Below are 26,832 nucleotides of genomic sequence, written 5' to 3'. Positions count from 1 at the left end.
CTACAGAAGGAGCCGCAAGTGAACAGACGTACATTGATCGCGGGCGCGGCGCTCGGGGCGGTCGCGCCCGCGATCGGCGGGACGAACGCCTGGGCGGCCGGGGAGGCCGCCCCGGCGCGGCAGACCGCCGACGCCAGGCACAGGCCCGTGGGCAGGAGCAAGGTGAGCAAGGAACACTTCGGGACCCTGGAGGACGGCACCAAGGTCGACATCTGGACGGTCAGCAATGGCGGGATCACCCTCAAGGTGCTCTCGTACGGCGGCATCGTCCAGACCTTGGAGCTGCCCGACCGGCGCGGCCGCCGCGTCAACGTGTCCCTCGGATTCGACGACCTGGCCGGCTACGTGGCGAGCAGCCCGTACTTCGGCGCGCTGATCGGGCGCTACGGCAACCGCATCGCGGGCGGCAAGTTCACCCTGGACGGCCGCACCTACCAGCTGCCCGTCAACGACGGCCCGAACAGCCTGCACGGCGGCGACCGGGGCTTCGACAAGCGGGTCTGGGCGGTGGAGGGCTTCAAGGCGGGTTCGGACGCCGGTCTGGTGCTGCGCTACACCAGCGCGGACGGCGAGATGGGCTACCCGGGCACGCTGAAGATCAAGGTCGTCTACACCCTGACCGCGGACGCGCGGTGGCGGATCGACTACACCGCCACCACCGACAGGGCGACGGTCGTCAACCTCACCAACCACACGTACTTCAACCTGCGCGGCGAGGGCGACGGCGGCGTCTACGACCACGAGGTCCAGATCGCCGCCCGGCGCTACACCCCGGTCGGGTCCACCCTGATCCCCACCGGTGAACTGGCGCCCGTCGCGGGCACCCCGTTCGACTTCCGCTCGGCGAAGACGATCGGCCGCGACATCCGCTCCGCGCACCAGCAGATCCTGTACGGCCAGGGCATCGACCACAACTTCGTGCTCGACAAGGGCCGCACGGCCGCGCCCGAGCACATCGTGACGGTCACCGAGCCCGTCTCCGGCCGGGTCATGCGGATCGCCACCACCGAGCCCGGTGTGCAGTTCTACACGGGCAACTTCCTGACCGGTACGTTCGCCGGCTCCTCGGGCCGGGTCTACCGGCAGGGCGACGGGTTCTGCCTGGAGACCCAGCACTTCCCGGACTCCCCCAACCAGCCCTCGTTCCCGTCGACGGTCCTGCGGCCGGGGCAGACCTACCGCTCCACCACCGTGCACTCCTTCGGCACCCACTGAGCGGCGCCACCCTCCCCGCGGGCGGGGGCGGCCGGGATTGTCTCCCGGGCGCCCCCGCCTGTCGACTTGGGGGACGGCTCCGGGTGAACTTCCCCTGGGCCGTACGGGAATGTTCTGGGCCACCGGAATGACAGCGGCACAGAGTCCGCGCGCCGGGGGGTACGCATCCCGTCGATCAGGCCCTGCGGCTTTCGCATTCGACGAGGAGTCCCCCATGAGTCCTGACGGCAGGTCGTCTTCGCCGCGCAGGTTCCGGCGGTACGGACGGCTGACCGGCGTGGTCCTGCCGCTCGCCGTCGCCGCGGCCGCGGTGTCGGCGCCCGTGCTCGCCACGACCCCCGGCACCGTGGCCACGGCGGCCGGCACGAGGACGGCCGTGAACGACCCCCGGCCGCCCGTCACGCGGAGCGTCGCCGCCGACGACGACGAGGAAGAGGCGGCGGAGGGCGAGGAGGGCGGCCGCGAGCAGGAGGCCCGCGACGAGGACGGCGGGGACGGCGGGGAGCGCACCGACCAGCGGGGCGAGCGGGAGACCGACCGGGGCGACGACGGCCGGGACGAGGGCGAGAACGAGCGCGGCGACGAGGGCGACCAGGGCCGGAACGACCGCGGCGACCAGGGCGGAAACCAGGGCCGGAACGACCGCGGCGACCAGGGCGGAAACCAGGGCGGCGACCAGAGCGGCGACCAGGGCGGCGACCAGCGCCCGCAGCAGCAGCACCGCGACGACCAGGGCGGGAACCGCGACGACGGCCGCCGGGACGAGCAGGGCGACGCACGTGGCGGCCGCGAGGGCGACTGCGTCAGCATCGACTCCACCCTCCGCAAGAACGACCAGGAGATCTCCGTCGCGGTGTTCGACGGCCGGATCTTCATCGGCGGCCGCACCCTTCCGCGCGGGCGCTTCGTGTGGCACTCCCTCAGCGGCAACCGGGGCTACCCGCGCGGTGTCTGCGGGGCCACGGTGACCTCTGTCGGCTCCGGCGTGTGGGTCAAGGCGATCACCCGGGACGGCCGGGTGGTCGAGACGCACTGCACCATCCAGGAGACCCGCGGCAAGCAGAGCTCGTGCGGGGAGTGGAAGACCCTGGAGAGCCGCTCGTTCCGCTCGGCCAGGTGACCGCGCGCCCGCGCCGGCCGGTGAACGACCGGCCCGCGCGGGCGCGGTGCGTCAGGAGGCGTCCTGCCAGTACAGGGCCGGCCGCGGGGTGCCGGACGGCACCGCCGCGAAGGCCGGCGGGACCTCGGCGGCGAGCGCGGGGTACATGTCGGTGGCGGGCCCCTCGGCCCGCGGCTGGACCTGGGGCTGGGGCTGCGGCTGGACCTGCTGCTGCGGCTGCGGCTCGCGTCTGACCTCGTAGACCGGCTGCGGCGGCGCCGGGGGCGCCGCGAAGGGCTGCTCGTACAGCGGCTGGGACGGTGGGGCCTGCTGGATCTGCGGGAGCGGCTGAGGCGGCGGGGCGGGCTGGATCTGCGGCAGCTGCGGCGGCGCGGGCTGCGGGGGCGGGGCGGGCTGCTCCTGGACGGGCGCGGGGGCCGCGGCGGCGGGCGCGGGGGCCGCGTACCAGGTGCTGCCGTACAGCACCGTGCTCAGCCCGGTGAGCAGCCGCTGGACGTCGGCCTGGGGGCGGACCACCAGCCGCATGAAGCGGCTGCTGCTGCCCAGCTTGTTGCCGCACTCGCGGACCAGCACCCCGTGCTCGGCCAGCAGCCGGTCGCGCAGGACGGCGCCGTCGACGCCGTCGGGGAGCTTGACGAAGACGAAGTTGCCCTGCGACGGGTAGACGGTGAGCCCCGGCAGCGCCGCGAGCTGCCAGGTCATCTCCTGGCGGTCGCGGGAGACCATGCGCAGGCTCTGCGCGTACTCCTCGCGGTGGTCCTTGAGCATGAAGACCACGGCCTCGGCGAAGGAGTTGAGGTTCCACTTCGGCAGCATGCGGCGGACCTTCCCGGCCAGCGCCGGGTTGGCGACCAGGTAGCCGAAGCGGATGCCGTGCAGGCCGAAGTTCTTGCCGAGGCTGCGCAGGACGACCACGTTGGGCCGCAGGACGGCCTCGTCGGCGACGCTCGGCCAGGCCTCGGCGTCGCTGAAGTCGAGGAAGGACTCGTCGATCACGACGAGGTCGAGGTCGGACAGGGCGTCCATGAGCGCCACGACGGCGTGCTTGGGGAGGAAGCCGCCGTCGGGGTTGTTGGGGTTGCAGATCACGGCGGTACGGGAGCCGCGCGCCCGGACGAACGCGACGAAGGCCGCCGGGTCGAGGGCGAATCCGGCGGCCTCCGGGAGGAGGAACATGTCGACGCGCTTGCCGGTCTCCATCGGCTGGTCTGTCCAGCGGCCGAAGGTCGGTATGGGGATCGCCAGGCTCTCGCGGACCAGCAGGTGGTCGATCCAGGTGATCAGCTCGGTGGAGCCGTTGCCCATGGCCACGGTCTGCGGGTTGAGGCCGAGCAGCGAGCACAGCTCGTCGGTGATGACGTCCGTGCCGCTCGGATAGTAGGTGAGGATGTCCCGCATCGACTCCTGGAGCTTCTCGTACATGGCCGGGCTCGGGAAGTACGGGTTGCACGGGATGCAGAAGTCGACGATGTCGCGCCCTCCGCCGGAGGGCGACAGGCCGCCGGCGGCGCGGCGCAGCGCGAAGTACGAGGGACTGTGCGCGGTGTTGGCGCGGAACAACTCGGTGGCATTACCGGTGACGCCGACAGCGACGGTCACGGCAGGACCTCCCTCGATCACGGGGGCCGCGCCGCGGCGGCCCGCTTCCCCTTGCCTGCACGACCTTGTCACACATTCCTCACATCTCACACATGTGGGTTGATCGTGGGACAAGTGGTGCGCGGTTCGGCTAACTTGCGGCCTTCCCGCGTCTCATACGGGCCCGGGCGCGCTTCCGTTCAGTGACCGCCGCCCCTTCCCGCGGAGCTCGACGGCGGCAGCGGGGCGCCGGTCCCTTCAGCCGAGGGTGCCCGCGGCCGCGACGAGGAGGGCGCGGATCTGGGCGGTGACCGCCAGACGCTGGGCGACGAAGGCGGGATCGGTGACCGCGCCGGTGGCCGGTTCGGTGTTGCCGGGGCCGAAGTGGAGCACCGGGGTGTGGACATGGCCGCCCGGGGCGGGCAGCGCGAGCCTGTCCCGGAGCAGGGTGGCCCGGTACGCGATCTCGTTGGAGAGGTAGTCGCCGCCGCCCCCGGCGCGGGCGGCGGAACCGGCCGTCGGGCCGCCGTCACGGGTGACGGGGGCGCCGCCCCCGGCGGGCACCTCGGTGACGGTGGTGCGGTCGTGCACCGGGAAGGCACCGGTCCCGGCGGCGGCGATCGCCGCGTACGGCAGGGTGGACGCCGTCCACTGCGGCTGGTCGCCGGGGACGGCGACGGGGACCGGGCCGGTGGCGGACAGGCCCGCGTTGTCGGGGTGGCCGCCGCGCCAGGCGCCGTTGAAGCGTTCGAGGTCGAAGCGTCCGTCCCGGCCCTGGCTGACGGTGGCGAAGAGGTCGACACGGCGCGGGCCGGGCCGGAACCGGGGGCGGAGCACGTGTTCGACCGTGCCGTCGGTGAAGTCGCCCCAGCGCACCGGGAAGACGACGGCCTCGACGCGGGCCGGGCCGGCGGCGGTCTCCAGCGTGACGCCGTCCAGGGCGAGCGCCGCGGCGCCGGAGGGATTGCTGCAGCGTATGTCCGCGTCCAGCCGGAAGGGGTCGAAGCCGGTCAGCAGGACGCGCCGGACGCCCTCGGCCACGGGCGGGCGGACGGCGTCCTGCCCCCGCGAGGCGCGCTCCAGACGGGCCGCCAGCGCCGCGCGGACGGCGGCGGGCAGCGTGAACGCCGGTTCCCAAGACCGCAGTTCCCTGCCGAGGGCGAGCCGGGCCCAGTACAGCGGCCGGTCGTCGTCGTGACCGAGGTCGCCCTCCACCGGACCGCGGCCCTGGGCCCGGTCCACGGCGGTCCGCCACAGGGCGCGCCCGTGCCGCCGTACCGTCCTGGCGGCCCCCGCCGGGTCGCGGGACTCCGCCAGCGCCCGGGCGAACCGGGGAGCCGCGGTGTGGAAGCCGCTGCGGCGCAGGATCTCTTGCGGCACCGTCCGCCCCAGGCGCAGTTCCTCGCCCGCGGGTGGCGGGACGTCGGCGGGTACGCCGGGGTGGAGCGGCAGCCGCGTCACGGGGAACCTCCGGTCGGTCGGGTACGGGTCGGCCGCCCGGAGCATGCCAGAGAGCCCCGCTCCGCCAGGGGCCGGGGTGCCGGGCCGCGCCCGGCCGCGCCCGGCTAGGCCCGGCTAGGCCCGGCTAGGCCCGGCTTGCGGACGAGGAAGAAGATGCTCGGCCCGAACCCCACGCGGGCCAGCGGGGACTGCAGCGCGCCCTCGGCCCTCACCAGCGCCGAGTGCGGGACCACGCGCTTCAACCGCGCGCTGCGCAGGTTGGACACCGACAGCCGCCGCTCCACGCGCAGCCCCGCGGCCTCCAGTTGCCCGGCGACCGTGCGCGGGTGGTGGTTGACGAACGGGATGCTGTCGCGCTCGCGGTTCTCCGCCGAGCGTATGTCGACCGGCGACAGCGGCACCCGCCGGCGGTGCGCCGCGTAGCGGAGCCGGTTGGCGGCGTGCGCGAGGTTGGCGGTCTCGACGACGGCGGTTCCGCCCGGGCGCAGCACCCGGGCGATCTCGGCCAGTGCGCCCCGGGGGTCCGGCAGGTGGTGCATGACGCGGATCAGGGTGACCAGGTCCACGCTCGCGGAGTGCAGGCCGAGGCCGTCGGCGCTCATCAGCCGCATGCTCACCCCGGCGAGCCCCTTGAGGTACACCTCGGCGTCGTTCAGCTGCTTGCGGCTGGCGTCCACCAGCGTGACCCGGTCGGCGAACTCCCGCAGCACGGGTACGAGCCGGCCGTAACCACCGCCGACGTCCGCCGCGTGGCCGAAGTGCCGCCCTTCGAGCAGCCGGCGCAACGCGGCGACCTCGGCGTCGTGTTCGTAACCGCGGCTCACCCAGTAGGTCCGGTAGCTCTGCGGGTTGTCGTCGTACTGGTTGGTGCGCTGCGCCATCGCGCGCCTCCCCCTCGCGTGCTCGTCCCCGTACATAGGTCACACGACGGGTGCGGAATGGTTCCCTCCGGTTCGCCCCCGGCTGCTACGGCTTGCGGAAGTCCAGCGGCTCCACGGGCGCACCGGCCTCCGGCTGCGGCTCAGGTGCTTCCTGTGGCGGCATCAGGGACCGCACCAGAAGCGTGGCGCCGGCCACCGCGCCGGGCATGAGCAGGACGGAGACCAGCGGCACCAGGAAGCAGAGGATCAGCGGCACCCCGAACCCGAGCGTGAGCGCCATCCGGCCGCGCAGTATGCGCATCCGCTCCCGCAGCGGCACCTCCCGGCGCTGGAAGGCCACGCCGGTGAGTTCGAGGGCGAGGAAGTAGCCGGAGACGCAGAAGCCGATCGCGGGGACGACGGTCTGGCCGACGACGGGGACGAAGCCGGCGGCGAAGAGCAGGACGCCCCAGATCGCCACCCGGACCAGCACCCGCAGGCTGTCGCGGGCGGACTGCAGCAACTCCCGCCACAGCGGGAGGTCGGGCCCGTCCGGGGCGCCGCCCTCCGAGACGTCGACGTGCTCGGCCAGGGACTCGTAGAAGGGCTGGCCGACCAGCAGGGTCACCGCGGTGAAGGAGATCACCGCCAGCAGCAGGCCGCCGCCGAAGGCGACCGCGGTGAGCAGCCCGCGGAACAGGCCGCGCCAGGGCGAGTCCCAGTCGTCGGCGAAGGGCGTGGCCCAGGCGGTCGCGTCGTCGGCCCAGAAGGCGAGGGCGACCAGTGCCGCAGCGTAGCCGACGAGCGTGACCAGCGCGGGCAGCAGCCCGAAGCCGAACCAGCGGCCGTGCCGGAGCACCCAGCGCTGGCCGTCCACGAAGAGCCGTATACCGGAGGCAAGATCTCGCATGCGCGACAGGGTATGCCAACCGCGGGTGGCCGGGGACGGCTCAGACCATGACCTCGCAGTCCCGCAGGCCCGAGGGGTCCGGGTCGAAGAGGCAGACGTCGGAGCCCGTGTCACCGGTCACGACGCCGGTGCCCGCGATGTCCTCGGCCCTCAGGAAGAGCACGTCGTCGCCCCGTCCGCCGCTGACGGTGCCGGAGTTGGCGTCGGCGTCGCCGATCAGGTCGACGAGGTCGTCTCCCTCGCCTCCGGTGACGATCCCGCTGTTCCCGCCGCTGATCTCGATCATGTCGGCCCCGGCGCCGCCGTCGACGGTCCCCGCGTTGCCGCCGTGGACGGTGATGACGTCGACACCGCCGCCCCCGGCGACCACCACGCCGGCGGGGACGCCGCGCGCGCAGTCGATCTCGTCGAAGCCCTCGGTGCCGGTGACGGCGGTGCCGGTGGCCGGCCGGCCGTTGACCGAGCAGCCGGCGACGGCGGGCGCGGGCGGTTCGCCGGCCCGTGCGGAGCCGGGCAGCACGGACGCGCCGGCCAGGAGGAGTGCCGCGCCGGCCAGGACCGGACGGATGCGCGTTCGTGCCGTCATCGCTGCTCCTCGGGTGGACGCCTGGAGTGGGGCGCGGATGGCACGAGCGTCACGTCACGGCCCGCGGCCCGCAATCGGGCGGGGTCCGCCCGGGGGACCGCCCCGGCGCGGCGCCTGACGAGCCGTCACCGAGCGGCGTGCCTCCCGTCCGGGCCGATCGCGGCCGGGACGCCGTGCTCGACGACCCCGCACCCCGGGGAGGCTGTCAGGGACCTCCCCGGGGTGTGTGGGTCAGCCGTTCACGGCCACCGGCACCGTGAGACGGCGGTCGGCGACGCTGCGCGCGACCTCGGCGGTGTACGTACCCGCAAGAGTGCGCCAGTCACCCTCCGAGGGGTCCCAGATCTGCGCGGCTCGGCGCGCGAGCGCGATACGGGTCTGCGTCACGGCGCCCGCGGCGAGCTCGACAGAGAGGAAACCGGCCAGGACCCGGGCCGGACGGCCGACCGCCGGATCCTCCCCCGCGGGCGCCGCCAGGTAGACCTGGACGACCTCGCGCCCCGGCCGGTCGCCGGTGTTGCGCAGCCGTACGGTGAGCGTGCCGAGCACGTCCGGCCCGCCGTCCCCGGCAGGGCCGCCCTCGGCGGGCGCGAAGAAGGCGTCCTCGTAAGCCCAGTCCGTGTAGCCGAGTCCGTGGCCGAAGGGGTACGCGGGCGCCGTCCCGGCCCGTTCCCAGGCGCGGTAGCCGATGAAGACGCCTTCGTCGTAGCGCAGCACCCCGTCCCGGGGCACGACCTCGGCGACCGGGGCGTCGGCCAGCCGGGCCGCCGACTCCCTCCGTGCCGAGTACGGGGACACGCTGCCCGGCGGCCTCACCCCCGAGCAGGCCGCCCCGCTGCTGGTGGCCGTCATGGACGGCCTGCAGCTGCAGTGGCTGCACGACCCCGGCGCGGTGGACATGCCGGCCGTCTTCCGGCACTTCGTCACCCTGCTCGACCCGGGCGGAGGCGACGGGGAGCCCGATGGCACATGAGGGGCGCGCCCGCCCGGGCGCACCCCTCATCCCCGCCGCCGCCCGCCGCTATTCGGGCAGGCGCACCAGCATCTTCCCGGTGTTGTCGCCCCGCAGGACGCCGAGGAAGGCCTCCAGGTTGTTCTCGATCCCGTCGACGACGGTCTCGCGGTAGTGCAGCCTGCCCTCGCGGATCCAGCCGCCGACCTCCCGGACGAACTCCGGCTGCAGGTCGTAGTGGTCGCCGACGAGGAAGCCCTCGATGCGCAGCCGGTTCTGGATGAGCCGGGACAGGTTGTGGGGGCCGGGGGCGGGCTCGGTGGCGTTGTAGATGGCGATCATGCCGCAGACGGCCACCCGGCCGTGCAGGTTGAGGGCGCCGATGGCCGCCTCGAGGTGCTCGCCGCCCACGTTGTCGAAGTAGACGTCGATGCCGTCGGGCGCGGCCGCCGCCAGCTGCTCGGCCACGGGGCCGTTCTTGTAGTTGAAGGCGGCGTCGAAGCCGTACTCATCGACCAGGAGCTTGACCTTCTCGTCCGAGCCGGCGCTGCCGATCACCCGGGAGGCGCCCTTGAGCCGGGCGATCTGGCCGACCTGGCTGCCGACCGCGCCCGCCGCGCCGGAGACGAAGACCACGTCGCCCTCCTTGAGGCCGGCGACGCGCAGCAGGCCCGCATAGGCGGTGAGGCCGGTCATCCCGAGTACGCCCAGATAGGTGCTCAGCGGGGCGAGGCCGGGATCGACCTTGACCACGGCCTCCGCCTTGGCCAGGGCGTACTCGCGCCAGCCGAGGGGGTGGAGCACGTGGTCGCCGGGGGCGAAGCCCTCCGCACCCGAGGCGACGACCCGGCCGACCGCGCCGCCGTGCATCGGCTGGTCCAGCCGGTACGGCTCCGCGTACGACTTCGCATCGTTCATGCGGCCGCGCATGTAGGGGTCGACCGACACGTAGAGGTTGCGCACGAGGATCTCACCGGGCCCGGGCTCGGGAACCTCGGTCTCGCGCAGCGCGAAGTCCTCGGGCTTCGGCCACCCGTGAGGGCGGGCTACCAGATGCCATTCACGGCTCTTCGGCATGAGGGGACGCCTCCAAAGCTTTAGGTTCTTAACTAACCATGAGCCTGGATGTTTGAGGAAGTCAAATAAATCGGCATGGGCGTGTCCCGTCGCACAGCGGAGCGCCGGCCGGTGGAACCGGTCGGCGCGGTGAGGCGGTGCGAGCGGGGTGGGACGGACGGGGCGGGACGGACGCGGGACGGATCGGCGAAGGCGCCGGGATGACGGGCGGCTGCCCGTCAGGTGCACCACCACAGGAAACGGGTGCAGGAGGGTGTCGGCTTCGGCGTGTGCGTGGCGGGTTGCGAGGCCGGGGCGGACTGCGGCGGGGCCGAGGCCGTGGGGGCGCCGCCGGCGGGGGCCGTGGACCCGGAGCCGGCGGACGAGTGACTGGCCGTGGCGGAGACGGAGACCTTGGGGGACGGCGACTTCTTGGCGCTCTCCGAGACGCTGGGCGACGCGGAGGTGCTCGCGCTCGCGGACGCCGAGGCGTCCGAGTCGGGCGCCTTCGGGTCCCCGGAGGTCTTGCCGCCGGGCGAGGAGGTCGCGCTCGGGGAGGCGCCGTCGGTTTGCGTGTGGTCCGCGGCGGCCGAGTTCGCGCCCGTCACATAGCCGGCGAGCGGGAGTTCCGCCACGCTCCAGCCGACGAGCACGATGGCGGCGCCCACCAGGGTGCCGACCACCAGCCGCGAGCGGCGGCGGTTACGGACGCGGCGGGTGCGGGCCCGGCTGCCGGAGCGGCGCGGGGCGCCCTCCGCGGGGCCCCGCCCCGCGCCCTTGCGTCGTTCGGCGCGACCGCTCTCGGCGGCGGCGTTCTCGCCGTCGGTCGCGGATGCTTGCGCGGGCGCGTCGGCAGGCCCCTGCGCACCGAGTTGGTGGGCGGGCGTTCCGCACCCCGGGCAAGACAGGGCGCCGTTGATGTGCCGTCGGCAGGCTGCGCAGTAGTCCATTGCCCTGGCAGGGTATGGGACGCACCGATACGACGTACATATGAGTTGCCCGTCGATCCCGTGAAACCTCTGTGAAACCCGGGACATGCGGGTTTAGGGCGCCGATCAGCCCCGAATCAGCCCCGAACCACCACGGAATCAACCACCGAACGGCACATCGGGCATCCCCTGCCCGGCTCCCGGCACCACCAGCAGCGATCCCGACAGGGGCCGCTCCGCCAGCTCCCGGGCGTCAAGGCCCGTGCTCGCGGAGGTGATGTAGAGATCCGTCAGGGACGGGCCGCCGAAGGCGCAGGCCGTGGGCCGCCGTACCGGCACCTCCACGACCCGGTCCAGGTCTCCCCGCGGGGTGTAGCGGCGGACGGCCGCCCCGTCCCACAGGGCCACCCAGACGCAGCCCTCGGCGTCCACGGTGAGCCCGTCCGGGAGGCCCGCCTCCTCCTCGACGACCGCGAACGGCCGCCGCCCGCGTACGAGTCCGGTGTCCCGGTCGACGTCGAACACGTCGACGCGCCGGGTCGGGCTGTCCACGTAGTACATGAGGGAGCCGTCGGGACTCCAGTCGGTGCCGTTGCTGACGGTCACGTCGTCCAGCACCGGCACGACCGCGCCGTCCGGGCCGACCCGGCGCAGGGTCCCGCCGCCGGGCGCCTCGTCGTAGCGCATGGTGCCCGCCCACAGGGTGCCGGCGGCGTCCACGGCCGCGTCGTTGGCCCGCCGTCCGGGGACGGGGTCGTGGTGCAGCCAGCGGAAGGCGCCGTCCGCGTCGTACAGCCCCACGCCGTCGCGCAGGTTGACGACCACGCCGCCGGCCGCGCGCGGCTTGGCCGCGCCCACGTGCTGCCCGGTCGCCATCACGGACTCGCCGCCGCCGGCCGGGTCGTACCAGTGCACCCGGGAGGCGAGGATGTCCACCCACAGCAACCGCGCGCCGACCGGGTCCCAGGTGGGACCCTCGCCGAGCCGCGCCTCGGCCTTCAGGGCGAGTTCCACCCCGTTCACCGCGCACCGTCCCGGTGGCCGAGGCGCTCGGACAGCTCGGCGGCGCCCTTGGCGGCCAGTTCCTCCAGCTCGGCCCGGCGCTCCTCGCTCCAGCGGATCATCGGCACCGAGATGCTGAGCGCGGCCACCACCCGCCCCACCGAGTCCCGGACCGGGGCGGCGACGCAGGAGACGTCGGGGTTGGACTCGCGCCGCTCGACGGCGACGCCGCGCTCGCGCACCGCGTCGAGCTGCCGTCGCAGTTCGCCCGCCGAGGTGATGCTGTGCTCGGTCATCGCGGGCAGCGGCCCGTCCCCGGACAGGCGTTCGTCGAGGTCGTCGGGGGGCAGCGAGGCCAGCAGCATCTTGCCGACGGAGGTGCAGTGCGCGGGCAGCCGCCGCCCGGCCGCCGACACCATCCGCACCGCGTGGGTGCTGTCCACCTTGGCGATGTAGATGACGTCGGTGCCCTCCAGGACGGCCACGTGCACCGTCTCGTCGCAGGTCTCCGCGACCGAACGGGCCACCTGCTGGCCCTCGGCGGCGAGGTCCAGCTGCTCGGCGTAGCGGCTGCCGAGCTGATAGGTGCGCACGCCGAGCCGGTAGCGGCCCGCCTGACCGGGCTGCGAGACCAGGTAGTTGCGCGCCGCGAGGGTCGTCACCAGCTCGTGCACGGTGGTGCGCGGCAGCCCCAGCCTGCGGGTGATCTCGGGCGCGGACATCGAGCCGTCGCCTTCGAGGAAGAGCTCCAGGATGTCCAGGGCTCTGGTCACGGCGGGTACGAGACGTCCCATCTCTGCTCGCTCTCTCCGGCGCCTGTTCGAAATTCCGTATAACGATCGGTATCGCGAACGCAGCGTATCCGCGCCAGGTCGTAGCGGGCAATGGGCGCGCACCGCGCCACGCCGATTGTCGTCTTGTCAGACAACTCTAGGGCCGTTTGCTACTTTCTCAGTGCCCATCAGGTGATTTGCACCCTTTCCCCACTGTTCGGTGATTCCTTCACCTCTCTCCTCCTACGGGGTCGCCGTGACGATCACGCCCAGCAGCATGCGCAAGACACCCGCCCGGCCCGGCGGGCTCGTCCCCTCCCCGGCCACCGGGGAGGGCGACCGGCCGGGCATGGACCCGGGCCCGCACCCGGACACCGCCCGCCGCCACGACTACGCACGCCACGGCACGCTCGCCGGGCCCCTCAACGACCCGCCGCGACCGGGGGTGCTGTACCGGGTCAGGTACCGCAGCCTGATGTCCCGCGAAGGGCACCGGGTGCGCACCTGGCTGCTGCTCACCGCCGCGCCCCTGGCCTCGCTGGGCGTCCTGGTCTGGCTCCTGCAGCCCCGCCACTGGGCGACCCGTGAGGCCGTGCCGCTGTGGGCGCACGTCGCGGACGTCGCGTTGCTGGTCTGCCTCGGCCTCGTCGCACTCTTCCGGCTGGTCGCCGTCGTGTCCCACGCCCACGCCACCCTGGTCGCCCGCGACCCGGTCCCGGTCGCCCCGGCAACGGGCACGCGGGTCGCCCTGCTGGCCTCCGCCGCACCGGGCGAGGAGTCCCTGGTGCGGGTGCGGGCCACCCTGGAGGGCGCGGTGCGCGTCCGGCACGACGGACCCGTCGACGTGTGGCTGCTGGACGAGGACGACGACCCGGAGATCCGGCGGCTCTGCGAGGCGATGGGCGTACGGCACTTCACCCGCAAGGGTGTCGAACGCTGGAACCTGCCCGAGGGCGCCTTCCGCGCGGGTGCCCGGCACGGCGGCCACAACGCCTGGCTCGACGCCCACGGCGACGACTACGAGTTCACGGCCTCGGTCGGCACCGGCCGGGTGCCGCTCCCCAACTACCTGGAGCGGACGCTCGGTTACTTCCGCGACCCGGACGTCGCCTTCGTCGTCGGCCCGCAGGTCCACGGCGGCCACGGCACCCGCGGCACGGCCGTGGCGAGGGCCGCCGAGAGCCACCGGTCCCTCGTCGACGCGTCCGCCCAGCGGGCCGCCAACCGCTACGGCTCCGCCCTGTTCAGCGGCACCACCAACGTCGTCCGCGTCTCGGCGCTGCGACAGGCCGGCGGGCTGTCCGACTCCGCCGCCGGCGATCTGGCCACCGGGCTGGAGATCCACGGCCGCCGCAACCCCGCCACGGGCCGCAAGTGGCGCTCGGTGCACACCCCGGACGTGGTGGCCGTCGGCGAGGGGCCGTCCTCCTGGTCCGGCTTCTTCGACCAGCAGCGGCGCCGGAGCCACGGCACCTGCGAGGCGGTCCTGCGCCGGTTCTGGAAGGCCCCGTGGAAGCTGCGTCCCGGCAGCCTCCTCACCTACACGCTGACGGCCGCCCACTACCCCCTGGCCGGCCTCGGCTGGCTCCTCACCGCACTCGCCTGCGTCCTGTTCCTCGGGTTCGGCGCTTCCCTGGCCGCCGTCGACCCCGCGGTGTGGCTGACGCTCCACGGCACGGCCGTGGCGTTCCGGATCGCCCTCTGCCTGGGCAACCGCGGACGCAACGTCAGCCCCCACAAGCCCAAGGGCTCCTTCGGGGTCGCCGGGACGGTGATGTCCGCGGTGGCCGCCCCGCTCTACGTGCTCGCCCTCGTGACGGCACCGCTGATGCGCACGCCGGGCACGGCGGCCACGGCCGACCCGGCCCGCCCCGACCGGCTCGCCACCTTCCGTGCCCACCTGCTGTGGGCGGCCGTGTTCGCCGGTTCGCTGCTCGCCTCGGTCCCCCTCGGCCACACCCACGCGGCGATGCGCACCTGGGCGGCGATCGCACTGCTGACCGCCCTCGTCCCGCTGCTGGTCTGGCGGTGCAGTGTGCTGCGGCGCCGGGTGGCGGGCGCGCTGGCCGCACGGAGGACCCCGGCCGGCCGGGGCCGGCACCGCGCGCCCAGGCAGCGCGCCGCCACCCGGATCGCGGCGGTACGACGCCACTTGGCGCGGCGCTGAGGGACGCGGGAGGACCGGAGAAGCGAGGACGGCCGCCACCGGGCGGCCGTCCTCGACTGCTTCCCGCGTCCTTCCCGGCGGGCCCGGCGGGGGATGACGGCCCGCCCGAGGCCGATGCGGCGGGGACGCCCGCCGAAGCGGGCGTTCACCGGAACAGGGGCGGATGGCGGGGCGGAAACCGGGGCGGATGCCGGGGCGGACGGCGACGGGCTCCACGTGGCCAGGGCCGGGGCGGGCCAGCGCCAGGGCGGCCCCGCGGCCCACCCCGGTGACGGCAGCACCACCGCGCCGGCCAGTGCGGCCACGACGCGTACGGTGCGTGCGCCGGGTCGTCGAGCATGTGCGCTCCCGGCAAGAGACATGTGCCCCACCGTCACATCCGCGACCGAGGGCGCCGCTTCTCGTGCGCCGAACGGTCGTCCCGGGTTCCGGGAACTGACGAATCGTCATGCGGTATCCGAATCCGGTACGACTATTCGGGTGATCATGCGCATCCATGGACAAATCGGGTCGTTGATCAGATCACGACCTTTGGTCCCCTCCAGTCCGAAAGGAACACAAGTGAAGCGTTTCTCCAAGGCTGTCGCCCTGACTGTCGCCACCGGTGCCCTCGTCCTCGGTTCCGCCACCACCGCCCTCGCCGGCGGATACGACGGCGGCGGCAAGGGCGGCGGCCACGGCTACGGCAAGGGCTACGGCAAGAGCTACGGCTACGACGGCTACGGCTACGGCAACCGCCGCAGCGGCGCCAACGCCCGTGCCATCGCCGTCGGCTCCCCCGGCATCCTGAGCGGCAACGTCATCCAGGTGCCGATCAACGTCCCGATCAACGTCTGCGGCAACGGCCTCAACGCGATCGGTCTGCTCAACCCGACCGCGGGCAACGTCTGCATCAACGGCTGACGCTCCCGCCGCATCTCCCGGGGCCGCCGGAGGGCACCTCCTCCGGCGGCCCCGCCATGTCACAGGCCGTTCGTGTAGGCCGACAGCCGCGCGGTGCCGTAGCCGCCGTCGATGGGCACGTTGCGGACGGCGTGGCCGGTGAGCCACGCGCTGAGCGCCTCGAAGGACGCGTCACCGTGGGTGTCCTTGTACAGGGCGGCGATCCCGGTGACGTGCGGGGCGGCCATCGATGTGCCGTCCATGTCGCGGAAACTCCCGTTGAGGTACGCCGACAGGATGCCCGTGCCCGGTGCGTGGATGTCGACGCAGGTGCCCCAGTTGCTGAACCAGGCGCGGCGGTCCTCCTGGTCGATCGCCCCGACGGTGAAGGCCGTCCGCGAGCTCGCCGGCGAGACGAAGCACGCGTTGAGGTTGTCGTTCCCCGCCGCGGCCACCGGGAACACCCCGGCCTTGGCCAGACCCTCGACGGCCCGGTTGGCCGCCTGCGACCAGCGCCCCGACAGCGACAGGTTCGCCACGGCGGGCCTCCTCGCGTGCCCGGCGACCCAGTCGACGCCCGCGATCACCGCGGAGTTCGAGGTCCGCCCGACGCAGGGGAAGACCCGCACCGACACCAGCGTCGTCTTGCGGGCGACACCGGTGTAGCCGCCGCCGACGACGCCCGCCACATGGGTGCCGTGGCCGTTGCAGTCCCCGCCGTCCAGTCCGTCGCCGATCGCGTCGTACCCGGGCACGGCACGGCCGCCGAAGTCCGGGTGCGAGAACTCGATGCCGCTGTCGACGATGTACGAGGTGACCTTGGCGCCGGTGGCCCGCACCTCGAAGCCGGAGCCCCCGAGGGCCCGGTTGTTGATCCGGGTCAGGCCCCAGGGCGTGAACCCGCCCAGGCCTCGCAGCCCCTTCGACCGGGGTCCGGAGGAGTCCGGCACCGGTGCCGAGGGCGTGGCCGGGCCGGGGACGGTCTGCGGCAAGGGAACCGGCACCGGCTTGGTGCCGGGCCGCGGCGCGAGGGACTCCCCCGGCGCCGCGGGATCCTGCGAGGACTGCCCGGGCGCGGCGGGTTCCGGTTCCGCCTGGTACGGCACCGTCAGATCCGGCGCCGCCGGACCCGACACCGCCGGGTCCGGACCGGACGCTCCCGGCATCGGCTGCTCGGGGAGCCGTTCGGGGGCCTGCTCCGGCGACCGGCCGTCCGGCCCCGGCCCCGGCCCCGCCGGCATGGGCACCCCGGGCGCGGCGGTGTCCTGGGGGAAGTCGACGGGGCCAGTCGGCTCACCCGGGACGTCGCCGGGGTAGGGGGGTTCCAGGTCGCTGTCCGCGGGGGCGTCCTCGCCGAGCGGGATGGCGACCACCGCGTCCTGCTCCACCTCGTCCACGCCGGGCGCGGCGCGTACCCGCTGCACCTGGGCCGGAGTGAGCCGGGCGGCGAAGCCGGCCAGCGCGTGCCGGTAGGTGAAGAGCGGCCGCACGCCCAGCCCGTCGAGAACGGTGTGCGGCGCGGTGCCGTGGTCCAGGGTCACGATGTACTGGTCCGGAATCGCCCCGGGAGGACCGGGCCGTGGTTCCGCAGCGCTCGGGAGGGGAGCCGCCAGGGCGAGGGCGGGAAGAGCAGTCATCAGGGCGGCGGAGGCGGTCCGCCGCAGAGAGGTTCGCATCCGCGGAGCTCCTTGACCGGTAGACGATCTGACGGCCCCCCAGGTTTCTGGTTATCAGCTCACCATCCCGGCTGCCCGGTTCCGGCGGCTGTTCGGGTGATGCTTCGCATCCGCCCCGACGTACGCGTCGTTGACCAGACCGCACATCAGTGACCAAGGAAAGGAAGAGCTCGTGAAGCGTCTCTCGAAGGCCGCAGTGCTGACCGTCGCGGCCGGTGTCGCGGTGATGGGGAGTGCGGGCGGCGCCCTCGCCAGCGACGGCGGCAAGGACCGCCACTACGACCGCGGCGGTGCCTCGGCCGAGGGTGCGGCCATCGGCTCCCCGGGTGTGCTCAGCGGCAACGTCATCCAGCTCCCGGTCAACGTCCCGGTCAACATCTGCGGCAACGGCATCAACGCCGGTGCGCTGCTGAACTTCACGGCCGGCAACGCCTGCTTCAACGTCTGACGGCGGCGCCCGCCCCCGGGCGCCCCGCCATCCGTCCGCACCTCATTCTGGAGCTCCGCAACATGCTGAAGAAGGCACTCGCCTGCGCCACCCTGGCGGTGGCCGCGACCGGCAGCGCCGCGGCCCTCGCGCCGACCGCCCAGGCCTCCGACGTCCACGGTGGGAACTACTCGCAGAACGTCAACGTCCTGCCGCACCTCTGCCTGGACGTGAAGCGCATCAACGCCCTCAACCCAGTCGCGCTCGACGCGCTGACCGAGACCAGCGGCCAGCAGTGCAACGAGAAGTCCAGCGTGGTGGACGCGCACAAGTCGGCGCTGTCCGACCTCGCCGACGTCGGCGCGTACCAGAACTGATCCGGGCGGGATCCACGGCGGCCGTCCCCGATGCACGGGGGCGGCCGCCGCTGCTTCTGCTCGCACGCACGGCAAAAGGGCCCGGCCCCACGGAGTTCCGTGGGGCCGGGCCCTGTGTGCGCCCGGTCCGTCAGTTCTGGTAGGCACCGGCGTCGATGAGATCGGAGAGCGCCGACTTGTGCGCGTCGACGACCTTCGACTTCTCGTTGCACTGCTGGCCGCTGGTCTCGGTCAGCAGATCGATCGCCAGCGGGTTGAGGGCGTTGATGCGCTTCACGTCCAGGCAGGGGTGCGGGATCAGGTTGACGTTCTGCGAGTAGTTCCCGCCCGAGGTGTCGGAGGCCACGGCGGCGGGGACGACGGCGCCGGCGGCCGCGACGGCGAGTGAAGCGCAGGCGAGAGCCTTCTTCAGCATGGGGAGTTTCTCCTCTGGGAGTTCAACGACGTCCTCCGGACGCCGACACCTGGAGCAACGCCCCCCACCGGGTGGACGTGACGGGCGTTGCTCCAGGTTTTCCCGCATTCACTCCCAGGCCGTATGGCGCGCCGCTAATACGAGGAGTCCGCGTCCAACGACCCCAGGACGACGGCGCTGTTGAACCCGCCCGTCCCCCGGGCGAGGACCACGGCCGTGGTCAGCCGCTCCGGCCGCGTCCAGCGGGTGACGAGGCGGACGCCGTACCGCTCGCGGGCGGCCCGCGCGTCGCCGCCGCGGGTGGGCGGGACGACCCCGGTGCGCAGGGCGAGGGCGGCGGTCACCGCGTCCAGGGCGCCCGCGCCGGAGGTCAGCCGGCCCACGCCGGCCTTGGGCACCGTCACCGGGATCTCCCCCAGCCGGTCGCCGAAGACCCGGCGGAGCGCCGCCGCCTCGGCCGCGTCCCCGGCCGGGTCGCCGGCGCCGTCGGCGAAGACCACGTCCACGTCCCCGGGGGCGCGGCCGGCCTGCTCCAGGGCCGTGGTGACGGCCCGGGCGAGCTGGACGCCGTCGGCCGCGGGCGCCGTATGGTGGTGGGCGTCGTGTGTGGCGGCGTGGCCCAGCAGTTCGGCGTAGCCGCGTACCCCGCGCTCCGCGGCGTGCGCCCTCTCCTCCAGAACCATCAGGGCGCCGCCCTCCCCGGGCACGAACCCCGAGGCGTGCGGGCTGAAGGGCAGATAGGCCCGTTCGGGATCGGTGCCGCGGTGCACCGTGGGCAGGGTCGACTGGCAGGCGAGCGCGAAGGGCGACAGCGGCGCCTCGGTGCCGCCGACGATCACGGCCTTCCCGCCGCGCCGCAGCAGCCGCCAGGCGTGCTTGAGCGCGTCGAGACCGCCCGCGCCGTCCGCGGCGACCACCCCGCAGCCGCCGGTCAGCCCGTGCCGGATGGAGATCTGGGCGGCGCCCGCCGCGTGGAACCAGGCGATGGACTGGTGGGCGCCGGTCTCGCCGGGCTGCCGGGCCCACAGGGCGTGGGTCTCCCGCTGGCCGGACTCGTTGCCGCCGGAACCGCTGGAGGTGACCACCGACAGGTGGAACGGGGGGTGGTCGGCGGGCCGCAGCATCGCGTCGGCCAGCGCCATCTCGGCCGCTGCCAGGGCGAACCAGGTCCAGCGGTCGGTCTCGGCGCGGAGTCCGTCGTCGATCCAGTGGGCGGCGTCGAACCCGGTGACCTCCCCTGCCAGCACGACCGGCGAGCGGCCCGCGTCGGGCCGGCCGATCGGCCGGATGCCGTTGCGCCCGGCGATGGTGGCCCGCCAGTAGGGGCGGGCGCCGACGCCGGTGGGGGCGACGACCCCGAGCCCGCTGAGGACCGCGCGTGTGGTCATGCCTCCGCCTCCCGTTCCGGGTCCGGCTCCAGGGCCGAGAAGACCATCGCCGACTGGAAACCGCCGAGGCCGCAGGCCACCGACAGCGCGTGCCGCACCCGCCGTTCGCGGGCGAGGACCGGCGTGTAGTCGAGGTCGCACAGGGGGTCGGGTCGCAGCAGGTTCGCGGTCGGCGGGATCATCCCGCGCCGGACGGCGAGGGCGCAGGCGGCCATCTCCAGTGCGCCCGCCGCGCCGAGGCAGTGGCCGATGACGGACTTGACGGAGCTCACCGGGACCTTGCGCGCGTACTCGCCGAGGGCGCGCTTGTACGCGGCGGTCTCGTAGCGGTCGTTCTGCACCGTGCCGGAGCCGTGCGCGCTGATCCAGTCGAGCTGCTCGGGGGCGATGCCGGCCTCCGACATGGCGGAGATGATCGCCTCGCTCAGGTCGTAGCCGTCGGGGCGCAGACCGGTCATGTGGTAGGCGCCGGTCCGGTTGTCCCAGCCGCGGACCTCGCAGTAGACGGACGCGCCCCGGGCGCGGGCGTGCTCCAGTTCCTCCAGCACGAGCACCGCGCCGCCCTCGCCGAGCACGAAGCCGTCACGCCTGGCGTCGAAGGGTGCCGGTGCCAGCTCGGGATCGCCGGTGTGGGCGGTGGTCGCGCGGATCGCGTCGAAGCAGGCCACCGTCACCGGTGAGATGGGCGCCTCGCTCGCGCCCGCCAGCATGACGTCGGCCTCGCCGTCGCTCAGCGTCCGGAAGGCGCAGCCGATCGCGTCGACGCCGGAGGTGCAGCCGGTGGAGACGACCGAGGACGGGCCGTGCAGGCCGTGCCGGAGCGAGAGTTCGGCGGCGGCCGAGGAGGGGTGCATCGCCCGGTGCAGGAAGGGCATGCCGTGGTCGGGGCTGACCTCCCAGTGCCGGCCGCCGTCGCTGGCGACCATGTACTCGTCCTCCAGGGTGGAGGTGGCGCCGACGGCGGTGCCGAGGCAGACCCCGAAGCGGTCGGTGTCCTCGGCGTCCGTGCGCAGTCCGCTGTCGGCGAGCGCCTCGGCGGCCGCGGCGAGCGCGAACTGGGCGAACCGTCCGTTGCGGCGTATCTCCCGCGGGGTGAGCCCGGCCGCGCGGGGGTCGAAGTCGGCCTCGGCGGCGATCCGCGAGCGGTACCGCGAGGGGTCGAAGCGGGTGATCCGGCGGATCGCCGGCCGGCCCCCGACGATCCGCTCCCAGAACGCCTCCCGCCCGACGCCGCCGGCGGCGACGGCTCCGACGCCCGTCACCACCACCCTGCGCGCGGTACGGCCCGCGGTCACCGGTCGACCAGTTCGCGGCCCGGCGGCGGGCCCTCCGTCGCCGGGCCCGCCGCGGTGGCGGCGCGGGCGACGGCGGCGGCCTGCTCACGGGTCTCGGTGTCGACGTGCCCCAGCTCGGGGCGCGGCGCGAGCGGGGCCAGGAAGAACACGGCGCGGGCCACGGCGTCGGAGGTGTTCACCAGCCGGTGGCGGACCCCGCGCGGAACGAGCAGTGCCTCGTTGGCGGCGACGCTGCGGGGCGAACCGTCGAGGTCGACCCGTACCTCCCCCTCGACGACGACCAGTTGCTCCTGCGAGTACGGGTGGTAGTGCTCGGCGACGGCCTCACCGGGGCCGACGGTGACCATGCCGCAGAACCCGTCCGTCGTACCGACCGAGGCGGTGGTCAGCAGGGTGCGGATGTCGCCGCCGCGTCGGGTGTCCGCGGGGGTGTCCAGGGTTCCGACGGGGCGGATGCGGCGGGACTCCAGCCGGTCCTTGACGAGTTGCATCTGGACGCGGGAGTTGCTGTTGATCCGCTGCCGCATGCCCTCGTCGTCGACGGGCGCGTCCACCTTCATCCGGAAGTCCTGCAGCCAGCGCATCCGGGTGCTCTCCGGGCCGAGCTCCTCGTACTGCCAGTAGATGTTCATGAACTCGAACGGGCCGGTCTCCAGCCGCCGGGCCCGCACGGTACGGGTCTCGGGGTCGGCGGTGCGCTCGGACACCCAGGACCAGACGCGGCCCTTCTCGTCGGGGTGCATGGTGAGGCGGAAGCGGGTGGTCTCGCCCTCCCGGGAGATGATCTCGGCCTCGGCGTACTCGCTGAAGAGGGTGGGCCAGCCGGCGACGTCGTTGGTCCGCAGCCACACGTACCGCAGGGGTGCGTCGATGACGATCTCGTTCTCGGTGTGCATCGTCATCGGGTCCGCACCTCCGCGGCGCGGTGGCCGGGCTGACGTTCCGTCACTGGTTTCATGGGGGTCCTACCTCCAACCGAGCGGGCCGAATAATCACACAATCGGTCCCCGCGGTGACGGAACGTGTCACACCCTCCCGTCCCGCTCCACCCGGACGGGGGCACACTTCATGAGGGTCCGTCAGCGACCCTCACGGCCTCCCGTGCACCGGCCCGGGCGTCCGCGGCCGGCGGGGCGCGCGGGGCCGGTCACCACGACGCCTCCCGTGCGCCACCCCCTCACGCGCGGTGGTGGGGCGCCTCCGTGCCGTCCACATGGGCGCCGGGCACCACCGGGGCGTGCGCGCGCGGGAGGTCCTCGGGGACGCGCTCACGGCCGGGGGCCTCGTCGCCCTGCGGGGCGGCGTGACGGGCGGGGCCGCCGGTCCTGACCTGGGAGCGGTGCGGCCAGAGCGAGGTCTTCCTGTGTTTTCCGGTCATAACGGGCGAATACCCGCGCCGGGCGCCCGTCACCCGTCACCCGTCACGCGGCCGTGAGCGCGACCGCCGCCTCCGCCGTGTGCACCAGGAAGGTGAGGGTCTCCTGGAAGTACAGCCGCACGCTGGTGTCGTCGTGCGAGAGGTAGCCGACGGACACGTCCTCGCCGATCCGCAGCTCGAAGTCGCCGCCGCGGGTGGAGAGCAGGAACGCCCCGTCGATGGCGGGCGCCCACACGATCTCCCCGTCGAGGAGCCGGGCGAGGTGCGCGTGGACCGGGTAGCCGTAGTGGGAGGTCTCGTTGACGGCGGTGTAGGCGTCGGCGCTCAGCGCGAGCGTGTACGGGCCGCCGACGCCGGCCAGGCGCAGCGCCGAGATGGCCTGGCTGACGGCGTCGGGGTAGTCCCGCACGTCCTCGGGGAGCCCCAGCGGCGGGTTCGACGCGCTCGCGCGGATGCCGGTGATGCCGGCCGCCGCGTACCCCTCGAAGACCGCCCGGTCCTCGGTGAACGCGATGCGCCGGGCGGCGTCCTTCACGGGCTGCCAGTCCGCGTCCTGGGCGCCGCGCTCCACGAGGTCGACCTCACGGCGGTCGACCGTGAAGGGCACGCGCAGCTCGACGACCGGCTGCGCGCGGCGCACACGGGCGACGACGTCCTCGTGGGGCGCCTCGACCGGGTCCAGGTGGCCGGTGTTCACCCCGGCGAACGCGGGCCCGGCGGCCTCGGGCACGTCGACGATCCGGCGGGCGGCGACATGGCGCTCGAAGGTGCGCCGTGCCTCCTCCTCCAGGTCGTCCCAGGCGGCTTCGGAGATCGGGGCGAGTTCCCGGTGCAGGTTGTTCATGATGTGACGGTCTTCCTCAGGTCGCCGATCCCCAGCGACTTCGCGGCCGGGCGGGCCGCGACGGCGGGGGGATCGGGAAGGTCGTCCAGGAAGTCGGCGGAGGGCGCGAAGAACAGCGTGCCGGTCACGGCCCGGGAGAAGTCCAGGATCCGGTCGTGGCTCGCCTGCCCGTCGCCGAGGAACATGTTGCGCAGCATCCGCTCGGTCACCTCGGGGGTCCGGGCGTAGCCGATGAAGTACGTCCCGAACTCGGCGGTGCCCACGCGGCCGAAGGGCATGTTGTCGCGGAGGATCTGCCGTTCGGTGCCGTCCGGTTCGACGATCGTGGTCAGGGCGACGTGGGAGTCGGCGGGCTTGACGTCGTCGTCCATCTCGACGTTGCCCAGCTTGCTGCGGCCGATCACCCGCTCCTGCGCCTCCACGGACAGGGCGTTCCAGGCGTCGAGGTCGTGCACGTACTTCTGCACGATCACATAGCTGCCGCCCGCGAAGTCCGGGTCCTCGTCGCCGGTCAGGACCGCCTCGGTCGCCTCGGGGCCCACCGGGTTCTCGGTGCCGTCGACGAAGCCCAGCAGGTCGCGGATGTCGCGGTACTTGAAGCCGTGCACCTCGTCGCGGACCGTGACATGGCCGCGCAGCCGGTCCATCACCAGGGAGGCCAGCGCGAAGCACAGGTCCAGCCGGCCGGCGCGGATGTGGAAGAGCAGGTCGCCCGGGGTGGCGGGCGCCTGGTGGCGGGCCCCGGTCAGCTCGGTGAAGGGGTGCAGCTCGGCGGGGCGGGGCCCGCCGAAGAGGCGGCCCCACACGTTCGACCCCACTCCCGCGACGCAGCTGAGGCGCCCGTCCGGGGTGCCGAAGCCGACCGAGCGCTGCAGTCCGGACAGGTCCTCCAGCAGATCGCGGACTGCGCTCTCCCCGCCGGGGTCGACCGTCACGACCAGGAAGATCGCGGACGTGGTGAGAGGGCTGAGCACCGGCTGCGGCAGCGGTTCCGCCATCACCACGCTCCTTCGTGTCGGGGCGCACCCGGGTCCGGGCGGACACGCTCAAGTCTGCTCCGGGGCCCGGTCCGGTGCATCCTGACCAGGAGCGGCACCGAACCCCTGGGGAAGGCGGCTGGACATGAGCGGTGGCCCGGAAGGGGAACGGCGGCGCCTGCTGACCGTGCTGCTGCTGGTCCTCACCGTGCTCAGCGGACTGGTCGACGCCGTGAGCATCCTCAGCCTCGGCCATGTCTTCGTGGCGAACATGACGGGCAACCTGGTCTTCGTCAGCCTGGGCCTCGCCGGGGCGCCCGAGTTCTCCGTCGTCACCTCGCTGGCGGCCCTCGGCGGCTTCACGGTGGGCATCCTCTTCTGCCGGGCGGCGCTCTCCCGGCTGAGCCCCCCGGTCGCGCTGGTGAGCGCGGCCGCGCTGTGCGAGACCGCGCTGCTCGCCTCGGCGACGGTCCTGCACGCGCTGGACGGGCCGCGGCGCGTGCTGGTGGTGGTCTGCGCGGTGGCGATGGGCCTCCAGAACGCCATGGCCGGACGCGTCGGCATCGCCGGCCTGACCACGACCGTGATGACCCGCACCCTGGTCGGCCTGATCGGCGACACCGGCGCCGCGGCGCACGACCGGCGGATCGCCGTACGCCAGGCGCTGAGCGTCGCCGCCCTGGTGTGCGGCGCCCTCGCCGGGGGCCTGCTGGTGCTCCTGGTGACACCGCCCGCCGCGCTCGCCGCGGCCACCGGGTGCGCGCTGGCGGTGGCCGCTACGGCGACCGTCGCCGCCCGCCGGTGACCCGGCCCGTACCGCCGCTCAGAAGCGGACCGGCAGGGCGATCAGGCCGCGGGTGCGCATCGAGGCGCGCCACCGCAGCTCCGCGGGGTCGGCGTCCAGGGCGAGCCCGGGCAGACGGGCCAGCAGTTCGGCGAGCGCGACCTCGGTCTCCAGCCGGGCCAGGGGCGCGCCGAGGCAGTAGTGGATGCCCTGCCCGAGGCCGAGGTGCGCGGTGTCGGCCCGGTCGACGTCGAGCCGGTCGGGCTCGGGGAAGCGGGCGGGGTCCCGGTTGGCCGCGGCCAGCGACAGCAGCACCGTCTCCCCGGCGGGGACCGTGACGCCGCCGATGGTGACGTCCTCCAGGGGGAAGCGCCGGATGGCCAGCGGCGCCGGCCCGTCCCAGCGCGTCAGCTCCTCGACCGCCGCCGCGATCCTGCCCGGCTCGGCACGCAGCGCCGCCAGTTGCGCGGGGTGCGTCAGCAGCGCCAGGACGGCGTTGCCGATGAGCTGCACGGTGTTCTCGTACCCCGCGAACAGGACGAGGAAGGTCAGCGACATCAGCTCGTCCTCGCTGAGCCGGTCGCCGTCGTCGCGGGCGGCGATCATCGCCGAGAGCAGGTCGTCCTCGGGGTGGGCCCGCTTGCGCGCGATGAGCTGCCCGAAGTACGCGAGCATCGCGGCGACCGCCTCCTTCGCCGCGGAGGGGCGCGACGGGTCCGGGGCGACCAGGGCGTCCGTCCAGCCCCGGAAGTCGCGGCGGTCGCCGGGGGCCACGCCGAGCAGGTCGCAGATCACCCGGATGGGCAGCGGCGCGGCATAGGCGGCGACCAGGTCCGCGCGGCCGTCGGGGGCGAGGGCGTCCAGGAGTTCGGCGGCGGTACGGCGGACCGGTTCGCGCAGGTCCGCGACGCGGCGCGGGGTGAAGGCCTGCGACACCAGGCGCCGGATACGGGTGTGGTCCGGCGGGTCCATGTTCAGCAGGTTGGCGTCGAGGGCGGGGGGCAGGGCGAACCCGGAGTAGTTGCCGGGCAGGGCGTTGCGCTTGTCCAGGGACGCAGCGGGTCGCCGAGCGCCTGCCGCACGTCCTCGTACCGCGTGACCACCCAGGCGGGACGCCCGTCGGTGCCGGTGACGCGGTGGACGGGGCCGGCCTCGCGGAGCCTGCCGTACGCCCCGTAGGGGTCGGCGATCAGCTGGGCGGGGCCGACAGGGCTCCGGCTGGGCGGGGTTGCGTCCGGCGCGGCGTTCGGCGGGGTCGAAGTGGCCATGGCCCCAGCCTAGGAGCGGGCTCGCGGCGGTTCGTCCCCTGAGCCCCCCCGGGGGCCGCCTCGACGGGCGCTAACCGAGCGCCGCCGAGAGGAGGGCGGCGGCCACGAGGTAGCCGATCGCGGCGGCGAGGACGACGCCCACCATGGCGAGCGCCTTCACCGCGGAGAACAGGCCGGAAGGTGAGGTCCATCTGGGAGACCGTCATCTGCGACATGTCGACCAGGACGTCGAGGCCGCCGTGCGTGCGGGCCACGGCCCCCGTCGTCGCGGCGGCCTGCAGGTACTGCGCCGAGACCCCCATCCCGAAGTACATCCGGCCGCAGCCCTCCGAGGCCCGCGCGGCGTCCGCGGTCCTGGTGAGGTCGCCGGCGAACACCTCCGCCCCGGTGGGCCCGCAGTTGCGCCGCCCGCTTGTCCTCCCGGTGGACGAAGGCGCGGACGTGGCCGACCGCTCCCACGCTCCCGGCCGCGCCGGTCACGAGGATCCTGTCGGACGTCATCGGGCCGCTCC

25 protein-coding genes and 2 pseudogenes are annotated in these 26,832 nt (G+C 74.1%); 8 read left to right on the top strand and 19 right to left on the bottom strand.

The window, feature by feature from the left end; all coding sequences use genetic code 11:
• The first annotated feature begins 18 nt into the window (after positions 1 to 18).
• A complete protein-coding gene (locus B085_RS0101195; RefSeq protein WP_037730900.1) occupies positions 19 to 1,215 on the top strand; it encodes an aldose epimerase family protein in 1,197 nt (398 codons plus the stop codon).
• 214 nt (positions 1,216 to 1,429) lie between these two features.
• A complete protein-coding gene (locus B085_RS0101190) occupies positions 1,430 to 2,335 on the top strand; it encodes a hypothetical protein (RefSeq protein ID WP_158689629.1) in 906 nt (301 codons plus the stop codon).
• 51 nt (positions 2,336 to 2,386) lie between these two features.
• On the opposite strand, the gene B085_RS40855 is transcribed toward B085_RS0101190, so the two are convergent.
• The 6 genes from B085_RS40855 to B085_RS0101160 form a co-directional block, all read right to left on the bottom strand.
• The gene (locus B085_RS40855) at positions 2,387 to 3,934 is read right to left on the bottom strand and encodes a pyridoxal phosphate-dependent aminotransferase (protein WP_051101914.1); all 1,548 of its coding nucleotides are present in this window, start codon (positions 3,932 to 3,934) and stop codon (positions 2,387 to 2,389) included.
• 237 nt (positions 3,935 to 4,171) lie between these two features.
• Positions 4,172 to 5,419 (bottom strand): hypothetical protein, encoded by a 1,248-nt coding sequence (locus B085_RS0101180; RefSeq protein ID WP_018556719.1) that lies wholly within the window; start codon positions 5,417 to 5,419, stop codon positions 4,172 to 4,174.
• Positions 5,420 to 5,478: 59 nt separating this feature from the next.
• A complete protein-coding gene (locus tag B085_RS45350; RefSeq protein WP_018556718.1) occupies positions 5,479 to 6,255 on the bottom strand; it encodes a class I SAM-dependent methyltransferase in 777 nt (258 codons plus the stop codon).
• Between the two features lie 85 nt (positions 6,256 to 6,340).
• Positions 6,341 to 7,144 (bottom strand): EI24 domain-containing protein, encoded by an 804-nt coding sequence (locus tag B085_RS0101170; RefSeq protein WP_026250555.1) that lies wholly within the window; start codon positions 7,142 to 7,144, stop codon positions 6,341 to 6,343.
• Between the two features lie 40 nt (positions 7,145 to 7,184).
• Complete coding sequence (locus tag B085_RS40845) at positions 7,185 to 7,730, bottom strand: hypothetical protein (RefSeq protein WP_018556716.1); 546 nt, start codon at positions 7,728 to 7,730, stop codon at positions 7,185 to 7,187.
• Positions 7,731 to 7,961: 231 nt separating this feature from the next.
• Positions 7,962 to 8,582: a fibronectin type III-like domain-contianing protein gene (locus B085_RS0101160; RefSeq protein WP_324603848.1), complete on the bottom strand. Its 621-nt coding sequence runs from the start codon at positions 8,580 to 8,582 to the stop codon at positions 7,962 to 7,964.
• Between B085_RS0101160 and B085_RS50335 the strand changes: the two are divergent.
• Positions 8,497 to 8,703 (top strand): annotated as a pseudogene (locus B085_RS50335) (TetR family transcriptional regulator); the annotation flags it as partial. The gene B085_RS0101160 and the pseudogene B085_RS50335 overlap by 86 nt on opposite strands.
• Positions 8,704 to 8,751: 48 nt before the next feature.
• On the opposite strand, the gene B085_RS0101150 reads toward B085_RS50335, so the two are convergent.
• The 4 genes from B085_RS0101150 to B085_RS0101130 form a co-directional block, all read right to left on the bottom strand.
• Entirely contained in the window at positions 8,752 to 9,759 is a 1,008-nt protein-coding gene (locus B085_RS0101150) for an NADP-dependent oxidoreductase (RefSeq protein ID WP_018556713.1), read from the bottom strand.
• A 218-nt stretch (positions 9,760 to 9,977) separates the two neighbouring features.
• Positions 9,978 to 10,688, bottom strand: a complete 711-nt coding sequence (locus B085_RS49025; RefSeq protein WP_158689628.1) for an SCO2400 family protein — start codon at positions 10,686 to 10,688, stop codon at positions 9,978 to 9,980.
• A gap of 138 nt (positions 10,689 to 10,826) precedes the next feature.
• Positions 10,827 to 11,690: an SMP-30/gluconolactonase/LRE family protein gene (locus B085_RS0101135; protein WP_018556710.1), complete on the bottom strand. Its 864-nt coding sequence runs from the start codon at positions 11,688 to 11,690 to the stop codon at positions 10,827 to 10,829.
• Entirely contained in the window at positions 11,687 to 12,463 is a 777-nt protein-coding gene (locus B085_RS0101130; RefSeq protein WP_018556709.1) for an IclR family transcriptional regulator, read from the bottom strand. Before B085_RS0101130 ends, B085_RS0101135 begins: the two co-directional genes overlap by 4 nt.
• Positions 12,464 to 12,719: 256 nt before the next feature.
• Here B085_RS0101130 and B085_RS40835 point away from each other — a divergent pair, with 256 nt between their 5' ends.
• The gene (locus tag B085_RS40835) at positions 12,720 to 14,609 is read left to right on the top strand and encodes a glycosyltransferase family 2 protein (protein ID WP_063740977.1); all 1,890 of its coding nucleotides are present in this window, start codon (positions 12,720 to 12,722) and stop codon (positions 14,607 to 14,609) included.
• 561 nt (positions 14,610 to 15,170) lie between these two features.
• Positions 15,171 to 15,512, top strand: a complete 342-nt coding sequence (locus B085_RS0101120) for a chaplin (protein WP_018556708.1) — start codon at positions 15,171 to 15,173, stop codon at positions 15,510 to 15,512.
• A gap of 59 nt (positions 15,513 to 15,571) precedes the next feature.
• Here the strand turns inward: B085_RS0101120 and B085_RS51345 are convergent, their stop codons facing one another.
• Positions 15,572 to 17,167 carry a S8 family peptidase gene (locus B085_RS51345; protein WP_078619702.1) on the bottom strand — a complete coding sequence of 532 codons (1,596 nt, stop codon included), beginning with the start codon at positions 17,165 to 17,167 and terminating at the stop codon, positions 15,572 to 15,574.
• 172 nt (positions 17,168 to 17,339) lie between these two features.
• Between B085_RS51345 and B085_RS0101110 the strand changes: the two genes are divergently transcribed.
• Both B085_RS0101110 and B085_RS0101105 read left to right on the top strand, forming a co-directional pair.
• Positions 17,340 to 17,615: a chaplin gene (locus B085_RS0101110; RefSeq protein ID WP_018556706.1), complete on the top strand. Its 276-nt coding sequence runs from the start codon at positions 17,340 to 17,342 to the stop codon at positions 17,613 to 17,615.
• A gap of 62 nt (positions 17,616 to 17,677) precedes the next feature.
• Entirely contained in the window at positions 17,678 to 17,971 is a 294-nt protein-coding gene (locus B085_RS0101105; RefSeq protein WP_018556705.1) for a hypothetical protein, read from the top strand.
• Positions 17,972 to 18,101: 130 nt separating this feature from the next.
• Here the strand turns inward: B085_RS0101105 and B085_RS0101100 are convergent, their stop codons facing one another.
• The 7 genes from B085_RS0101100 to B085_RS0101070 all read right to left on the bottom strand — a co-directional run bounded on the left by B085_RS0101100 (position 18,102) and on the right by B085_RS0101070 (position 24,289).
• Positions 18,102 to 18,386: a hypothetical protein gene (locus tag B085_RS0101100; protein WP_018556704.1), complete on the bottom strand. Its 285-nt coding sequence runs from the start codon at positions 18,384 to 18,386 to the stop codon at positions 18,102 to 18,104.
• A 134-nt stretch (positions 18,387 to 18,520) separates the two neighbouring features.
• Positions 18,521 to 19,774 (bottom strand): beta-ketoacyl synthase N-terminal-like domain-containing protein, encoded by a 1,254-nt coding sequence (locus tag B085_RS0101095; protein ID WP_018556703.1) that lies wholly within the window; start codon positions 19,772 to 19,774, stop codon positions 18,521 to 18,523.
• Complete coding sequence (locus B085_RS0101090; RefSeq protein WP_018556702.1) at positions 19,771 to 21,069, bottom strand: beta-ketoacyl-[acyl-carrier-protein] synthase family protein; 1,299 nt, start codon at positions 21,067 to 21,069, stop codon at positions 19,771 to 19,773. The genes B085_RS0101095 and B085_RS0101090 overlap by 4 nt, the downstream gene beginning before the upstream one ends.
• A complete protein-coding gene (locus tag B085_RS0101085; protein ID WP_018556701.1) occupies positions 21,066 to 21,971 on the bottom strand; it encodes a cupin domain-containing protein in 906 nt (301 codons plus the stop codon). Before B085_RS0101085 ends, B085_RS0101090 begins: the two co-directional genes overlap by 4 nt.
• 275 nt (positions 21,972 to 22,246) lie before the next feature.
• The gene (locus B085_RS0101080; protein ID WP_018556700.1) at positions 22,247 to 22,447 is read right to left on the bottom strand and encodes a hypothetical protein; all 201 of its coding nucleotides are present in this window, start codon (positions 22,445 to 22,447) and stop codon (positions 22,247 to 22,249) included.
• 43 nt (positions 22,448 to 22,490) lie between these two features.
• Entirely contained in the window at positions 22,491 to 23,291 is an 801-nt protein-coding gene (locus tag B085_RS0101075; protein WP_018556699.1) for a family 1 encapsulin nanocompartment shell protein, read from the bottom strand.
• A complete protein-coding gene (locus B085_RS0101070; protein ID WP_018556698.1) occupies positions 23,288 to 24,289 on the bottom strand; it encodes a Dyp-type peroxidase in 1,002 nt (333 codons plus the stop codon). The genes B085_RS0101075 and B085_RS0101070 overlap by 4 nt, the downstream gene beginning before the upstream one ends.
• Before the next feature lie 124 nt (positions 24,290 to 24,413).
• Here B085_RS0101070 and B085_RS40825 point away from each other — a divergent pair, with 124 nt between their 5' ends.
• On the top strand, positions 24,414 to 25,073 hold the full coding sequence (locus B085_RS40825; protein WP_018556697.1) for a YoaK family protein: 660 nt from the start codon (positions 24,414 to 24,416) through the stop codon (positions 25,071 to 25,073).
• A gap of 18 nt (positions 25,074 to 25,091) precedes the next feature.
• On the opposite strand, the pseudogene B085_RS40820 reads toward B085_RS40825, so the two are convergent.
• Positions 25,092 to 26,320 (bottom strand): annotated as a pseudogene (locus B085_RS40820) (cytochrome P450 family protein).
• Positions 26,321 to 26,832 lie beyond the last annotated feature (512 nt).

Source organism: Streptomyces sp. BoleA5 (assembly GCF_000373665.1).
Lineage (GTDB): Bacteria > Actinomycetota > Actinomycetes > Streptomycetales > Streptomycetaceae > Actinacidiphila.
The sequence above is the reverse complement of the archived record's forward strand: the minus strand, read 5'-3'. Positions and strand labels throughout refer to the sequence as shown.

Excerpts from the sequence above, each read along its gene's own strand:
- B085_RS0101095 (WP_018556703.1), bottom strand. The coding sequence starts at position 19,774 with ATGACCACACGCGCGGTCCTCAGCGGGCTCGGGGTCGTCGCCCCCACC.
- B085_RS0101160 (WP_324603848.1), bottom strand. The coding sequence starts at position 8,582 with ATGACGGCCACCAGCAGCGGGGCGGCCTGCTCGGGGGTGAGGCCGCCG.
- B085_RS0101170 (WP_026250555.1), bottom strand. The coding sequence starts at position 7,144 with ATGCGAGATCTTGCCTCCGGTATACGGCTCTTCGTGGACGGCCAGCGC.
- B085_RS40835 (WP_063740977.1), top strand. The coding sequence starts at position 12,720 with ATGCGCAAGACACCCGCCCGGCCCGGCGGGCTCGTCCCCTCCCCGGCC.
- B085_RS0101150 (WP_018556713.1), bottom strand. The coding sequence starts at position 9,759 with ATGCCGAAGAGCCGTGAATGGCATCTGGTAGCCCGCCCTCACGGGTGG.
- B085_RS0101105 (WP_018556705.1), top strand. The coding sequence starts at position 17,678 with ATGCTGAAGAAGGCACTCGCCTGCGCCACCCTGGCGGTGGCCGCGACC.
- B085_RS0101100 (WP_018556704.1), bottom strand. The coding sequence starts at position 18,386 with ATGCTGAAGAAGGCTCTCGCCTGCGCTTCACTCGCCGTCGCGGCCGCC.
- B085_RS40845 (WP_018556716.1), bottom strand. The coding sequence starts at position 7,730 with ATGACGGCACGAACGCGCATCCGTCCGGTCCTGGCCGGCGCGGCACTC.
- B085_RS49025 (WP_158689628.1), bottom strand. The coding sequence starts at position 10,688 with ATGGACTACTGCGCAGCCTGCCGACGGCACATCAACGGCGCCCTGTCT.
- B085_RS0101080 (WP_018556700.1), bottom strand. The coding sequence starts at position 22,447 with ATGACCGGAAAACACAGGAAGACCTCGCTCTGGCCGCACCGCTCCCAG.
- B085_RS0101190 (WP_158689629.1), top strand. The coding sequence starts at position 1,430 with ATGAGTCCTGACGGCAGGTCGTCTTCGCCGCGCAGGTTCCGGCGGTAC.
- B085_RS0101180 (WP_018556719.1), bottom strand. The coding sequence starts at position 5,419 with ATGCTCCGGGCGGCCGACCCGTACCCGACCGACCGGAGGTTCCCCGTG.
- B085_RS40825 (WP_018556697.1), top strand. The coding sequence starts at position 24,414 with ATGAGCGGTGGCCCGGAAGGGGAACGGCGGCGCCTGCTGACCGTGCTG.
- B085_RS0101130 (WP_018556709.1), bottom strand. The coding sequence starts at position 12,463 with ATGGGACGTCTCGTACCCGCCGTGACCAGAGCCCTGGACATCCTGGAG.
- B085_RS51345 (WP_078619702.1), bottom strand. The coding sequence starts at position 17,167 with ATGCGAACCTCTCTGCGGCGGACCGCCTCCGCCGCCCTGATGACTGCT.
- B085_RS0101070 (WP_018556698.1), bottom strand. The coding sequence starts at position 24,289 with ATGGCGGAACCGCTGCCGCAGCCGGTGCTCAGCCCTCTCACCACGTCC.
- B085_RS0101085 (WP_018556701.1), bottom strand. The coding sequence starts at position 21,971 with ATGACGATGCACACCGAGAACGAGATCGTCATCGACGCACCCCTGCGG.
- B085_RS0101075 (WP_018556699.1), bottom strand. The coding sequence starts at position 23,291 with ATGAACAACCTGCACCGGGAACTCGCCCCGATCTCCGAAGCCGCCTGG.
- B085_RS45350 (WP_018556718.1), bottom strand. The coding sequence starts at position 6,255 with ATGGCGCAGCGCACCAACCAGTACGACGACAACCCGCAGAGCTACCGG.